The 14,352-nt window shown below is 63.9% G+C and carries 14 protein-coding genes; 7 read left to right on the top strand and 7 right to left on the bottom strand.

The annotated features are described in order from the left end of the window. Positions 1–4 precede the first annotated feature (4 nt). The 4 genes from VGE08_RS11665 to pilG all read right to left on the bottom strand — a co-directional run bounded on the left by VGE08_RS11665 (position 5) and on the right by pilG (position 3,765). Entirely contained in the window at positions 5–2,110 is a 2,106-nt protein-coding gene (locus tag VGE08_RS11665) for a methyl-accepting chemotaxis protein (protein WP_331068059.1), read from the bottom strand. Between the two features lie 208 nt (positions 2,111–2,318). After that, on the bottom strand, positions 2,319–2,885 hold the full coding sequence (locus VGE08_RS11660) for a chemotaxis protein CheW (protein ID WP_331068058.1): 567 nt from the start codon (positions 2,883–2,885) through the stop codon (positions 2,319–2,321). Between the two features lie 18 nt (positions 2,886–2,903). Then, positions 2,904–3,269, bottom strand: a complete 366-nt coding sequence (locus tag VGE08_RS11655; RefSeq protein ID WP_298720336.1) for a response regulator transcription factor — start codon at positions 3,267–3,269, stop codon at positions 2,904–2,906. 85 nt (positions 3,270–3,354) lie between these two features. Beyond that, positions 3,355–3,765: a twitching motility response regulator PilG gene (pilG, locus tag VGE08_RS11650; protein WP_331068057.1), complete on the bottom strand. Its 411-nt coding sequence runs from the start codon at positions 3,763–3,765 to the stop codon at positions 3,355–3,357. Between the two features lie 194 nt (positions 3,766–3,959). Between pilG and gshB the strand changes: the two genes are divergently transcribed. The 7 genes from gshB (at position 3,960) to VGE08_RS11615 (ending at position 11,355) form a co-directional block, all read left to right on the top strand. Further along, positions 3,960–4,961, top strand: coding sequence for a glutathione synthase (gene gshB, locus VGE08_RS11645; RefSeq protein ID WP_331068056.1), 1,002 nt, complete (start codon positions 3,960–3,962; stop codon positions 4,959–4,961). A gap of 65 nt (positions 4,962–5,026) precedes the next feature. Then, positions 5,027–5,923 carry a TonB family protein gene (locus VGE08_RS11640; RefSeq protein WP_331068055.1) on the top strand — a complete coding sequence of 299 codons (897 nt, stop codon included), beginning with the start codon at positions 5,027–5,029 and terminating at the stop codon, positions 5,921–5,923. A 45-nt stretch (positions 5,924–5,968) separates the two neighbouring features. Beyond that, the gene (locus VGE08_RS11635) at positions 5,969–6,532 is read left to right on the top strand and encodes a YqgE/AlgH family protein (protein ID WP_331068054.1); all 564 of its coding nucleotides are present in this window, start codon (positions 5,969–5,971) and stop codon (positions 6,530–6,532) included. Positions 6,533–6,631: 99 nt separating this feature from the next. After that, positions 6,632–7,078, top strand: coding sequence for a Holliday junction resolvase RuvX (gene ruvX / locus VGE08_RS11630; RefSeq protein ID WP_331068053.1), 447 nt, complete (start codon positions 6,632–6,634; stop codon positions 7,076–7,078). Between the two features lie 191 nt (positions 7,079–7,269). Continuing rightward, on the top strand, positions 7,270–9,711 hold the full coding sequence (locus tag VGE08_RS11625) for a DUF4394 domain-containing protein (protein ID WP_331068052.1): 2,442 nt from the start codon (positions 7,270–7,272) through the stop codon (positions 9,709–9,711). A gap of 166 nt (positions 9,712–9,877) precedes the next feature. Beyond that, complete coding sequence (locus VGE08_RS11620; RefSeq protein ID WP_331068051.1) at positions 9,878–10,867, top strand: aspartate carbamoyltransferase catalytic subunit; 990 nt, start codon at positions 9,878–9,880, stop codon at positions 10,865–10,867. Between the two features lie 44 nt (positions 10,868–10,911). Continuing rightward, positions 10,912–11,355 (top strand): hypothetical protein, encoded by a 444-nt coding sequence (locus VGE08_RS11615; protein ID WP_331068050.1) that lies wholly within the window; start codon positions 10,912–10,914, stop codon positions 11,353–11,355. 9 nt (positions 11,356–11,364) lie between these two features. Here VGE08_RS11615 and VGE08_RS11610 read toward each other — a convergent pair whose 3' ends face one another. The 3 genes from VGE08_RS11610 to VGE08_RS11600 all read right to left on the bottom strand — a co-directional run. After that, entirely contained in the window at positions 11,365–12,495 is a 1,131-nt protein-coding gene (locus tag VGE08_RS11610) for a PilT/PilU family type 4a pilus ATPase (RefSeq protein WP_331068049.1), read from the bottom strand. An 11-nt stretch (positions 12,496–12,506) separates the two neighbouring features. After that, positions 12,507–13,670, bottom strand: coding sequence for a PilT/PilU family type 4a pilus ATPase (locus tag VGE08_RS11605; protein WP_331068048.1), 1,164 nt, complete (start codon positions 13,668–13,670; stop codon positions 12,507–12,509). A 102-nt stretch (positions 13,671–13,772) separates the two neighbouring features. Continuing rightward, positions 13,773–14,352: type IV pilus twitching motility protein PilT (locus tag VGE08_RS11600; protein ID WP_331068047.1), on the bottom strand; the 580-nt coding region annotated here is incomplete at its 5' end.

Genomic DNA, 14,352 nt, shown 5'->3' with positions numbered 1-14,352 from the left:
AGCTTTAAGCGTTGAGGCCGCTGACTTTCTTCGGCGCGTTGGTGCGATTCGCGGCGGTGTTGCTGCCGGTCGCGGTGAGCGAGGGCGGCGCCACTGCCGGCGCTTTGCGGCCGGGGTCGGTCAACAAGGCAGAACCACCGGACACAGCGTCCGGCAGACGGAAGCCCGCGACGGACTTACGCAGCTGCGAAGACAGCTCGGCAAGCTTGCCGACCGAGCTGGACGTAGCCGCGGAATTCTCCGCAGTCTGCGAGCTGATCTCTCTAAGCACGCCCATGTTGCGTGCGATGTTCTGCGCCGCCGAGGACTGCTGGCGCGCGCTGGCGGAAATGTTCTGCACCAGGCTGGCGATCTGGTTCGACACCTGCTCGATCTCTTCGAGCGCGGCGCCCGCGTTCTCGGCCAGCAACGCTCCGCCCACCACGTCCGTGGTGCTGCGTTCCATCGACACCACGGCTTCGTTGGTATCGGCCTGAATCGTGCGCACCAGCACTTCGATCTGTTTGGTCGCGTTGGCGGCGCGCTCCGCCAGGCGCTGCACTTCGTCGGCCACGACCGCGAAGCCGCGGCCCGCCTCGCCGGCCATGGACGCCTGAATGGAGGCATTCAGCGCCAGGATGTTGGTTTGCTCGGCGATGTCGTTGATCAGCTCGACGATGTTGCCGATCTCCTGCGAGCTCTCGCCGAGGCGCTTGATGCGCTTGGACGTTTCCTGAATGGTCTCGCGGATGGTGTTCATGCCGTCGATGGTACGCCGCACCGCGTCGCCGCCCTTGTGAGCGACATCCACCGAGTGCCGCGCGACGTCGGCTGAACGTTCGGCGTTGCCGGACACTTCTTCGGTCGAGGCGGCCATCGCGGCCACCGACTCGGACGCCAGCGCCACTTGCTTGGACTGCGCAACCGACGCTTTGGCCAGCTGGCTCACCGAGCCCTGTGTCTGTTTCGCCGCGGAGTCCAGCGACACCGCGGAATCGTTGATCGTCGCGACCAACTCGCGCAGCGCTTCGATGGCGTAGTTGATCGAGTCCGCGATCGCGCCGGTGATGTCTTCGGTCACCGTCGCCTGCACGGTCAGGTCGCCGTCTGCGAGGCTCGACAGCTCATCGAGCAGTCGCAGAATCGCTTCCTGGTTGCGCTCGTTCTTCAGGGCCTGGGCTTCCAGCGATTTGCGGATGTTGCCGCTCATCGCGTACAGCACGGTAAGGATGATCAGCGAGATCAGGCCCGCCGCCAGCAGCCCGATGGGCAGCGCCTTGCTGTTGACGACACCGGCCGCCGCGCCGCCAGGCACACCGACGCGCGTAGCGAAGGCGCCGTAGATCTTGTCGCCGCTGACAGCGAGCGCCGCCGCCGCTTCACGCGCCGATTTCACTCGATCGGCCGCACTGATCGCCGTGCGCACCTTTTCGCTCAGCTGGGCATACAGCGAGCTGGTGCTCCGGAAGCGCCCTTCCGCTTCGGGACCGCTGACCTTCGGCAACCCCAAACCGGAATCCTCGCCGCCGAGGCCGCCGACGACCTGGCCCAGGTAGTCATTGCCGTCAGCAAGACGGCGCGCGATCACGGTCGCATCGCCCACGCCGCCGGCGAGGGCTTCCACATCCTGTTGCAAACGCATGCCGGTCAGCTCGAAACGTTCCAGGTGACGGGTCATGCCTTCGACGCCCGGCGCGCCGAGCGCGCTGGCGACATTGCCGAGGCTCTGCAGCAGCTGCGGCACCAGCGCACGCACTTCGATCGCGGATTTCTGTACGCCTTCGATGGCCTCCTGCGCGTTCAGGATGGCCTGGCTTTGTTTCAACAGGTCGGTGGAACCGTCGAAGCTCTGCACGTCGGGGCCGAGCGAGGCGGCGAGCGTGGAGTAGCGAGCGCGCGATTGCGACAGCGCATTGAAGGCACCGGGCGTGCCGCTCAAGGCCGCATTGGCCTGCAACGGCAGCTTTTGCGACAGCGCCAGCAGCTCGTTCATCTCGCGCACGCTCTTGTCGTCGCCGCCGGTGTCCTTGCCCGCGAACGTCAACAATCCCAACGCGGCGACCACGCACACCAGGGCGACGACCATCAGGGCCGGCAGGAAGCGCACGCCGATCATTTTTGTTTCAGCCATGACCCTGCCCATCCGTAGCGCTCGGTTGCGCGTCCTGCGCTGAGGTGCTGGTGATGTAATTGTTTGGCACGACCGTGTTCCAACTCGTCTGCTATCGCCAAATGTCCAAGCTATTCAATCCGGGGCAATCCAACCAGGGCCATCGAACTCGGGCCATCCATCAGGCCGCGAACCGGGGCTCTCGGAACGGCTCGCTTTCGCACCGCGGCTATGAAGCCGCGGCTTGTAGAAACTCGGCGCTCTCCAGCAGCGAGCGCAGACTGAACACCGGCCAGCTCTCCGTGCCACGACGGAACGCGCCGGCCAGATACCGATCACAGCGCACGATGGTCGGCGGCGGCGTGGCCGAGAAGTCGCCATCGGCGAAACGGCGAAAGCCCAGCACCTCATCCACCAGCAGGCCGGCCGGTACTTCGCGATGATTCGCCACCAGCACGCGCGTGCTGCGATTGGTGTTGGTCATGCCGCCGCCCAGATAGGCGCGCAGATCGACCACCGGCAGCAACTGGCCGCGCACATTGGCGATGCCTCGAATCCAGGGTTTCGCCCCCGGCACTCGCGTCACGACCGACGGATAGCTCAATACCTCGCGTGTCTCCTCACGCGCGGCGAGAAAACTCTCGGAGCTCAGACGAAACGCCACGCCGACCCACTCGCGCTCGGCGGCCGCATCCCGGCCCTGGCCAGTCAATGCGACGCGCGCCAGCCGCTCCAGCTCTCTCAGGAGATCAAACGGCTTGTCGCGCAGAGACTTTAGGGTGGCGGTAGCGCTCATGGGGTGGGCCGTTCCGGATCAGCCCGCCAGCGCCGCTTGGGCCTTTTCGATCAGCTTCTCCATGGACACCGGCTTCACCAGGTAGTCCCTGGCGCCCTGGCGCATGCCCCAGATGCGATCGGTCTCCTGGTCCTTGGAGGTCACCATGATCACCGGGATCGCCTTGGTGTCCGGATCGGAAGCGAGCTTGCGCGTCGCCTGGAAGCCGTTCACGCCGGGCATCACCACGTCCATGAAAATGAGGTCGGGCTTCATTTCCTTGGCCTTGCGGATCGCTTCGGCGCCATCGCCCGCCGAGGCCGTCTGATAACCGTGGCGCTCCAGCGCCTTCTGCATCACATGCACTTCCGTCGGCGAATCGTCGACGATGAGGATCAGTGCCATACCTTGCTCCGCCGTACCTTGCTCCATCCGCGTTGTCGCCAATGCCGTACGCATTGTCATGTTCCTACCGTGCCGTGCGGCCGCTTCAGCGGGCCGCGCCTACGTGGGTTTCGATCGCGTTCAACAGCTCGTCCTTGGTGAAGGGCTTGGTCAGATAGTGCTCGGAGCCGACGATCCGGCCGCGCGCCCGATCGAACAAGCCGTCCTTGCTCGACAGCATGATCACCGGAATGGAGCGAAACACCTTGTTGTGCTTGATCAGCGAACAGGTCTGATAGCCGTCCAGGCGCGGCATCATGATGTCCACGAACACGATGTCGGGCTGGTGATCGGCGATCTTGGACAGCGCATCGAAGCCATCCACCGCCGTGAACACCTCGCAACCTTCCTTCGACAATAGTGTCTCGGCAGTACGGCGGATGGTCTTGCTGTCGTCGATCACCAGCACCTTGAGGCCCGACAGCCGGGCAGACTGGGTCGTTGCTAGGTTCTCCATCGCACTGTTTCCTCGAGCCCTCTTGATTCGACGCTGGCCGGCCTTGCATGGCTGGGCACGACCGCCGGAACTTTTAACATATTGGTTATAGGGCCGCCATCGCCTGCCTTCCTATACTATGAAGCCCGTCACACAGAGCTCGCGGCGCGAATTCAGTGTGATGCGTACGCTCGACTTTCCAGGTGAATTCCCCCATGCCCCCCACGAACTCCAAGCCCAACGCCGCCACTGTCGCCGATCCGGTCCGTCTCGTCGTGGTGATGGATCCCATCTCCGAGATCAAACCCGCCAAGGACACCACGCTGGCGATGCTGCTGGCGGCACAGGCGCGCGGCTGGCAGATCTGGTACGCCGAGCAGCAGAATCTGTGGCTGCGCGACGGCGTCCCCATGGCCCGGCTCGCGCCGCTGCAGGTGCAGGACGACCTGGAGAGCTGGTACGAGTTGGGCGAATCCCAGGTGCAGGGTCTGGCCGAATTCGACGTCATCCTGATGCGTAAGGACCCGCCGTTCGACATGGAGTACATCTATACGACGTACATCCTCGACCGGGCCGAGGAGGCCGGCGTGCTGGTGGTGAACAAGCCGCAGGGCCTGCGGGACATGAACGAGAAGGTGTACACGGCCTGGTTCCCGCAGTGCTGCGCGCCGACGCTGATCACGCGCGACATGGCCGACATGCACGCGTTCCTGAAGGAGCACGACCGCATTGTGTGCAAGCCGCTGTATGGCATGGGCGGCCGCTCGATCTTCGTACTCGATCGCAGCGACAAGAACGCCAATGTGATTTTCGAGACCATGACCGACTACGGCACGCGCTTCGCCATCGTGCAGAAGTATCTGCCGGAGATCGTCGAGAGCGGCGACTCGCGCATCCTCGTGATCGATGGCGAACCTGCGCCATATGCACTGGCGCGGATTCCCTCGACCAGCGACCATCGCGGCAATCTCGCCGCCGGTGCCACGGGCATGGGCCGCGAGCTGAACGAGCGCGACCGCTGGCTGGTCGGCCAGATCGGTCCCGAGCTGCGGCGCCGCGGAATGTTGTTCGTCGGGCTGGATGTGATCGGCGGCTATGTCACCGAGATCAATGTCACCAGCCCCACCGGCGTGCGTGAACTGGACAAGCAGTTCGGCGTGAACATCGGCGGGCTGCTCATGGACGCGATAGAGAAGCGGTTGGCGGTTGGTGGTTAGGGGTTAGTGAAGAATTACCTCTGCTCTGACACTAACGACCGCCTAACCACTAGCCACCAACCGCTATGGCCACTACCTCCGACGACGTCGCGCTCTCCAGCGAACTGCGGGAGGGCCAGGCACCGGTCAAAGACCGGATGACCACGACCTTGTTCCTGGCGGCGCTGTTTCACGGCATCGTCATCCTCGGCATCACGTTCGCCGCGCCCCGTGGCGATGGCAATCCGACACCGACGCTCGAAGTGCTATTGCTCACGAGTAACGACACCCGCGCGGCCGACAACCCCGATGCTCAATATCTCGCGCAGCGCAGCCAGGAAGGCGCCGGCACGACCGACGAGCGCGTGCGGCCCGCCAATCCCGCGTCGACGGCGTTGATGGCGGAACAGGCCGGCGTGCCCGACGGCAACAGCGATCGTTACAAAGAAGCCGTGCCCGGCCAGAAGTCCACCGAGATCATCAGCAGCCGCAGCGATCGTAGCGAGGTGGAGTATCGCAGCGGCGCCAACGATCCAATGCAGCAGGCCGAAGTGCCCCTGTCGCTGTCCCCCACGGCGCCACGACCGATCACCACCAGCGCCAGCGAGTTGCGCCTGGTGCTGCGTGGTAAACGCTCCGATGGCACGGTCGAAATCATTCCAGACACCCGCGCCTCGATCCTGACGCCCTATCTGAATGCCTGGCGGGACAAGGTCGAGCGGCTCGGCACGCTCAACTTTCCGCAATACGCGCGCAACGCCAAGACGGCCGACCCGGTGCTGGAGGTCGCGCTGCAGGCCGACGGCAATCTCGGCGACGCGGTCATCGTCCGTTCCAGCGGCAGCAAGGAAATCGACCAGGCAACGCTGTCCATCCTGCGGCTGGCCTCGCCGTTCGACCCCTTCCCCAGCGACGTGCGCAAACAGTACCGGGAACTGCGCTTCGCCTACGAATGGCAGTTCCTCGGCGCGCCCAAAAAGTGACCCGGCCGGCTTGAGCCGGGCCCGGCACCGCCCGATACTTGGACCATGTCCGCCGGCGATTACCTCACCAACCAGTTCCTCATCGCCATGCCGGCGATGACCGACAGCAATTTTGCCCAGACGGTGACTTTCATCTGGGAACACAATGCTGACGGCGCTCTGGGGATCATCATCAATCGGCCGCTGCAGATGCGGCTGCTGGATGTGTTCGAGCAGCTGAAAATGCCGACGGCGCCGGGCGTCTATGGCCACCAGCAAGTCCTGCAGGGCGGCCCGGTGCAAACCGACCGCGGCTTCGTCGTGCACCAGGTCGGCGGCCATTGGGAACACACGCGCCAGATCTCGCCGCGGCTGCAGGTGACGACCTCGCCCGACATCCTGAATGCCATGGCCCGCGGCAGCGGTCCGGATACGGCGCTGGTCGCGCTCGGCTATGCGGGTTGGAGCGCTGGTCAACTGGAATCCGAGCTGGCGCAGAACGCCTGGCTCACCGCGCCCTGCGATGAACGCATCCTGTTCGACACACCGTATGAACAACGCTGGCGCGCCGCCGGACGCCTGCTCGGCGTAGACCTCGCCACCATCAGCGATCAGGTCGGGCACGCCTGAGCCCGGTCGCCGGGTGCGCGACCTGCGGCCGCTCCTTGGCATGCCGGCGCCCTTCTGACCATTCACCAGTCATCAGTCACCAGTCACTTCTCTAAATTGATGCCTCAGGTCATCCTCGCCTTCGACTACGGCACCCGTCGCATCGGCGTCGCGAGCGGCGACACGCTGACCCGCACGGCGCGCGCGCTGACTACGCTGGAACGTAACAACGAGGTCATTCCCTGGAGCGCGATCGACAAGCTGGTGCGCGAATATCAACCTGCGCAATTGGTGGTCGGCTTGCCCTGGAACATGGATGGCACACCCACGCTGTTGACCGAGTCCAGCCGGACGTTCGCAGCGGAGCTGAAGGCTCGCTACAACATGCCGGTGGCATTGGTCGATGAACGCTTGAGCTCGCGTGAAGCTGAATCGCAGCTGCGCGATGCGCGGGCCTCGGGGCTGAAGAAACGTCGCAACACTCACGCCGACGTGGACATGATCGCGGCCCGCATCCTGCTGGAGCAGTGGCTCGAGAATCCCGGCGCGGCCGAGCAGTCAATCTGAAGCGCTAGCCAAGAGCTTCCTGACAAAGTCCTGTCGCGAGCTGCGCTGAATCTAGACGCAGCTCTCATTCCTGAAAACAAACAATCACGCCACGTCTGCGCGAACCGGTTCGGCGGCGGGTGAATGCATCCGTCGCTTCCTGGCCGCCGAAGTCTGAGGGTAAGCACACGCTACCATCAAACAGGCGGCCCATGACTCTCCCCTCCCGTGCCCGAGCGGCCTTGTATCTCCTCTTTTCACTGCCACTCGTGGGCTGCAGCGGAGGTGGCGGCGGTGGACGCAACAGCGGCGACACGCCGCCACCAACCTCGGCTCAGCCTGGCCTGGGTGCCGGCGATACGTTTGCCGTGACTAGCGCCAATCGAGTCGTGCGCTTCAACAGCTCTACTCCGGCCACAACGTCCGTGACCAGCATCACCGGGCTGCGCGCCAACGAGAACATCGTTGGTTTCGATCTGCGGCCGGGGGGCACGCCGGCCGGCCAGCTCATCGCCATCAGCAATATGGGCGGTGTGTATACGATCGATCCGAACAGCGGCACGGCGACGCTCAAGGCCACCATGACCGCCGGTCCTTCCGATCCATTCACCACGATCACCGGCACGCGCGTCAGCATCGATGTGAACAACGTCGTGGACCAGCTGCGCGTCATCACGGACACCGGCCAGAATCTGCGCGTGAACATGGATACCGGCGACACCTTTACCGATACCCAGCTCACGTTCTCCGGCTCTCGGGCCATTGGCGTGACCGAAGTCGCCTACACCAACAACTTTTCCTCCGCCTGCCGCACGACTGCTTATTACATCGACTCGACCTCCGATCGTTTGCTCACGACTGCCAATGCAAGCGGCGGCGTACTGACCCCGGTCGGCGCATTGACGGTCGACGCCGCGGCGATGACCGGCTTCGATATCGGCACCGCGCCCGACGGCACCAATTCGGCGATCGCCGCGCTCACGGTGGCGAATGTCACTTCGCTTTATACGATCGACCTGAACACCGGCGCGGCCACCCGCATCGACACGATCGGCGGCCTGAACAGTGGTGAATTCATTCTCGGCCTGGCTCGGCCGGTGCCTGCGACCACGCCGCCGCAACCGCTGGGCGAGCTCGTGGCGCTGACCGAGAACAACGGACTGGTCTCGTTCAACAGCGGCCTGCCGCAGCAGCTGTGTACCAATGCTTCGATCAACGGCCTGCAGGGCAACGAGACCGTGCTGGGCATCGACATGCGGCCTGCCGATCTGAATCTTTATGCGCTGACCGACACGGGACGCCTCTACACCGTCAATCCTGCGACCGGCACGGTGGCCTTCAAGGCGACGCTGACTGCGTCCGCAGCCGACACCACCCAACCGTTCCAAGGTCTCGACGGCGGCAATATCACCGTCGACGTGAGTCCGGTGGCGGACGGCCTGCGCGTGCTCAGCAGCAATGGCATGAACCTGCGCGTGGTCTTCGACACCGGTGAAACATTCACCGACAACCAGCTCAATCCATCCGGTTCGAGCGTCACCGCCGCGGCTTATACCAACAGCTTCGCGGGCACTGGCACGAGCACGTTGTATGTAATCGATACCCAGAACGATCGACTGTTGATTCAGGGACGCGCGCCGAGCACTCCGAACAATGGCGATCTGCAAGTCGTCGGATCGTTGAACATCACCGGCGACGTGCGGGCGCTGGCGGGTTTCGACATCAATGCGGTAAACAATACGGCGTTCGCGGCGCTGAACGTCGACAACGCCTCCTCGTCCGACCTGTATCGCATCTCTTTGACGAGCGGCGCGGCGGTTCGCCTCGGCCCGATCGGCCCGATGGGCACGAATCGCATCCGCGCGCTGACGCATTCGAAAGTGCCGCAGGCGACGGTGTTCGGCATCACCGATAACGGCCGCATGATCAGCTTCAAGCCCAACACGCCGGGCACGCTCGATAGCAACCTGGCCCTGACCGGACTGCAAGGCGGCGAGCAGGTGCTGGGCTTCGACATCCGGCCCGCGAACGGCGTGCTGTATCTGCTCAGCGATGCCAACCGCGTCTTCACCGTCGATCCGACGATTGCTCGCGCTCAGCTCCAGGCGACGTTGATGCCCAACGGCAGCGATCCATTTACCGGACTGATCGGCTCCACCTTCGGCACGGACTTCAGTCCGGTCGCGGATGCGCTGCGCGTGGTCAGCGATGCCGAGCACAATCTGGCCATCGTCGTCGACTCGGGCGCGACCTCCACAGCGACCTCGCTCCGGCGTGTCGACAACCCGAGCCTGGCGGCGCCGGATATCGTGGCGATCGCCTATACCAGCAACTATCCCAATCCCGGGGACACGACCCTCTACAACATCGATCTGGGAAGCAACTTGCTGGTGACCCAGCGGCCCGCCAACAACGGCGAGCTGCGGACCGTGGGACCGCTGAGCACCACCGGCGAGAGCTTCACCTTCAGCGGCGGCTTCGACATCGTCGGCGGTGACGACGGACTCGCGATCGCGGCACTGGAGCCGAGCACCGCCCCCGGCCAGTCCCTGCTCTACCGAGTCAATCTGCGCACCGGCGCATTGACGGCGGTTGGGCCGATTGGCCCGACCGGCACCATGCGGTTGATGGGACTGACGATCCGGCTGCAGTGAGGCCGCTTGAATCTGATTACTGCCTGACTACTGGAATCCGAGTGCTGGCGGCCCGTCGCCCGCCAGCACTCTGCAGCAGCCGGATCGCGGGTCGTGAGATTCTCGGCCAGCACCTGCCGACAGCTGTGCCCGGGCAGGCGCGCTTGGACTACAATCGCGCCCCGCCATGACGACCACCGACACCAGCGCCCAAGTGCAGCGCGACCCCGAAGGGCGCCTCCGACATCTCATCACCCTGGAAGGGCTGAGCCGGGACGAAATCGTTTCGTTGCTGGACCTGGCCCAGTTCTACGTACGCGCTCCCGGCGATCTGTCGGCACGCGACCAGACGCTGGCCGGACATACGGTCGCCAACCTGTTCTTCGAACCGAGCACGCGCACTCGCGTGTCGTTCGAGCTTGCCGCGCACCGGCTCGGCGCCGATGTAGTCAATCTGGACATGCAATCGTCGTCGCGCGTCAAGGGCGAGACGGTGCTGGATACGATCTACACGCTGCAAGCCATGCTGGCGGACATCCTCGTCATGCGTGACGCCGAGCCCGGACTGCCGGCCTACGTCGCAAAGTTCGTGGCGCCCCATGTTTGTATTCTGAATGCCGGCGAGGCCCATCTTTCGCACCCGACGCAGGGCCTGCTCGACGCGCTCACTGTGCGACAGGTGAAGGGCGATTTCAGCACGCTCAAGATCCTGATCGCGGGCGACATCAGCCACTCCCGCGTGGCCCGGTCCGCGTGGCAGGCTTTCACGACGCTCGGCGTGCAGGAACTGCGCATCGCCGCGCCGGAAGACTTGATGCCAGCGGCGGACGAATTCGCGGGCGCGACTCGCTTTTCGGATATCGACGAGGCCATCGCCGGCGTCGATGTCGTGATGGCGTTGCGCATCCAGCGCGAACGCATGAGCGGCGCTCAGATTCCTGACGAAATCACTTATCACCGCACGTTCGGCATCACCGCCGAGCGCATGGCAAAGGCGCGCGAAGGCGCGATCGTCATGCATCCCGGCCCGATGAATCGCGACGTCGAAATCTCCAGCGACGTGGCCGATGGTCCGCAGTCAGTGATCCAGCGCCAGGTGACCAACGGCGTGGCCGTCCGCATGGCCGTGCTCGCCACCATCGCTCGCAACGTGCAGGCGCGCCGGCACTTTCAGTGAGCGGCGCAATCGATAGCAGCCGGTTGCGGTCGGATCGGCCGCGCGTGCTGCTGATCGGTGAGGGCGATCACGTGGCCGCCGCCCTGCAATTAGCGCATTCCCTGCATCGAGACGTCGCCGCGAATTGGCAACAGCTCGTCCTGCTCGGCAGTGAGACGTTTTCGTTTCGTGCCCGGCCATCGACCATCCTGGTCGAAGGAATGCCCGCGGGTGTCATCGCGTGCGCACCGTCGCTGGAAGAATGGGGAATCGCCAGCCGGCTGGCTAGCCCGTCCGGATTGCCCGGTTGTTACGACGGCGCTGTGGCGGACCTCGCCATCGAATGGCTCGCGTCGTTGCGCCCACCTGCTTTGAACCAACTACAGATCGTCGTGCGTGCCTCGTCGATCAACGCCGCGCTCGAAGCAGCAGCCGGTCGCTCAGGTGTTCCCTTGCTGATCTCGCCGATGCTGGACGGCAGCTCGATCGCGCTGCCGCCACGACGCTGAGCAACGCGATCAACCGAAGTTGATCTTCGCCTCCAGGTTGGTGCGCGAGTCGGCGTAGTTCAACGCATCTTCCATGGTGATGCGGCCCTGCTTGTAGAGCTCGTACAGCGCCGTATCGAAGTGCTGCATGCCCTTTTCCGAGCTGGTGCGCAAAGCTTCCTTGGCACCCAGCACGTCGCCCTTCTTGATCAACTCCTGTACGTGCGGCGTGTTGATCAGCAATTCCACCGCCGCGACGCGGCGCTTGTTCTTACCCGGCACCAGGCGCTGCGCGATGATGGCGCGCAGGTACTGCGAAATGTCCAGGAAGATCTGCGTGTGCTGTTCCAGCGGGAACATGTTGATGATGCGATCGAGCGTTTCGGCCGCATTGTTGGCGTGCAACGTCGCCAGCACCAGGTGGCCGGTGCCCGCGAGCATGATGGCGGACTCCATGGTCTCGCGATCGCGAATCTCGCCGATCAGCAGCACGTCCGGCGCCGCTCGCATCGCGCTGCGCAGCGCGCGGGCATAGGACTTGGTATCCAGGCCCACTTCGCGCTGATTGATGATGGACTTCTTGTTCGAGTGCAGGAACTCGATCGGATCCTCGATGGTGATGATGTGGTCCGAGGAGTTTTCGTTGCGATAGTTGATCATCGAGGCCAGCGTGGTCGACTTGCCCGAGCCGGTCGCGCCGACCATGAGCAGCAGGCCGCGCTTCATCATCATCAGATCTTTCAGGATCTCCGGCAGGCCGAGGTCGTCGATGCGCGGCATGTCGGCGGTGATGTAACGCAGCACCATCGCGGGATTGCCGCGTTGATGGAACACGTTGACGCGGAAGCGGCCGAGCCCCGGCTCGGAGATGGCGAAGTCGATCTCCAGCTCGTCATTGAAGGCGTCGATCTGTTCCTGGGTCATCAGGCCGTAGGCCGCCTGGCGCACCACTTCCGGCGTCAGCATCTGCTTGTTGACCGGAAAAATCTGGCCTTCGATCTTGATCTTGATGGGCGCGTAAGAGGTGAAGAACAAGTCGGATGCGCGCTTGTCCACCATCAGCTTGAACAGCGGCTTGGTGTTGAGAACGACCTGGCGTTCCTCACCGGTGGTGTCCGCGGTGCTGGTTTCGTTCTCGAGCGTGTCGCCTTCGGCAGCCATGATCGTCTCGACTATCTACCAATTACGCCTTCGGTTTCTTCGTCCATGATCCGCAAGCTCTCGCCCGCCTCGTCGGAGAGTTTCAGCTCGCGCTTGCTCTCGAGCTTGATGCGCAGGCGCACTTCGTTCTTCGAGTCGGCATTACGCAGCGCGTCCTCGTAGGAAATCATGCCGCTCTCGTACAGCTCGAACAGCGACTGGTCGAAGGTCTTCATGCCCAGCCGGTTGGACTTGCCCATCACTTCCTTGATCTGCGCCACCTCGCCCTTGAAGATCAGGTCGGCGATCAGCGGCGAGTTGAGCATGATCTCCATCGCTGCGATGCGGCCGACGCCGGACTCGCGCGGAATCAGGCGCTGGGAAATCAGCGCCCGGATATTCAACGACAGGTCCATGAGCAATTGTTCCCGGCGCTCTTCGGGAAAGAAGTTGATGATGCGGTCCAGCGCCTGGTTGGCACTGTTGGCGTGCAACGTCGCCAGCACCAGGTGGCCGGTTTCGGCGAACTGAATGCCATATTCCATGGTGTCGCGGTCACGGATTTCGCCGATCAGGATCACGTCGGGCGCCTGGCGCAGCGTGTTCTTGAGGGCCACGTGCCAGCTCTCGCAGTCCACGCCCACCTCGCGGTGGGTGATCACGCAACCCTTGTGGTTGTGCACGTACTCGACCGGATCTTCGATGGTGATGATGTGACCGCGGGTCTTTTCGTTGCGGTAATTCAACATCGCGGCCAGCGAGGTGGACTTACCGGAGCCGGTGCCGCCGACCAGGATCACCAGTCCGCGCTTGCTCATCACGACATCGCGCAGGATCGCTGGCAGCTGCATTTCTTCCAGCGTGGGGATCTTGGCGTTGATGGTTCGGACCACGCAGCCGATCTGGCCCTGCTGCACGAACGCGCTGACACGGAAGCGGCCGATGCCGGCCGGCGCGATGGCGAAGTTACATTCCTTGGTGGCGTCGAAATCGCGCGTCTGCTTGTCGTTCATGATGGAGCGAACCAGCACCGCGGCCTGCTCCGGCGTGAGCACGCGCTCGGATTGCGGGCGGATCTCGCCGTCCACCTTGATCGCGGGCGGAAAGCCCGCGGTGATGAACAGGTCCGAGCCCTTGCGGTCGACGACGCGCTTGAGCAGGTCCTGCATCAGCTTGATAGCTTGTTCGCGTTCCATTTTCGCTCCACAGCGGTTGGTGGTTGGCGGTTAGTGGCTGGTTCGGAAGGCCACAATTCCCTTTTCTGACCAGCCACTAACCGCCAACCGCTGACCACTTCATTAAAACGCATCTTTGTTCTGCGCCCGGAAGCGCGCTTCTTCCTTGGTGACCACGCCCTTCTGCAGCAGCTCGCTCAGGCATTGATCCAGCGTCTGCATGCCGTCCTTCTGGCCGGTCTGGATGGCCGAATACATCTGCGCGATCTTGCCCTCGCGGATCAGGTTGCGAATCGCCGGCGTGCCGATCATGATCTCGTGGGCCGCCACGCGGCCGCCGCCGATGCGCTTGAGCAGAGTCTGCGAAATGGCCGCGCGCAGCGATTCGGACAACATGGTCCGGACCATTTCCTTTTCGGCGGCGGGGAACACGTCCACGATACGGTCGATGGTCTTGGCCGCCGAGCTGGTGTGCAGGGTTGCGAACACCAGGTGGCCCGTTTCCGCGGCGGTCAGCGCCAGGCGGATGGTTTCCAGGTCGCGCAACTCGCCGACCAGGATGTAGTCCGGGTCTTCACGCAGCGCCGAACGCAGCGCCTCGTTGAAGCCGTGCGTGTCGCGGTGCACTTCGCGCTGGTTGATCAGGCACTTCTGCGAGGTGTGCACGAACTCGATCGGGTCCTCGACGCTGAGGATGTGCCCG

Origin of the sequence: Steroidobacter sp., assembly GCF_036406195.1 — a bacterium.
Taxonomy (GTDB): Bacteria; Pseudomonadota; Gammaproteobacteria; order Steroidobacterales; family Steroidobacteraceae; genus Steroidobacter.
Note: the sequence above shows the minus strand (reverse complement) of the source record. Positions and strands in the feature narration are given on the sequence as shown.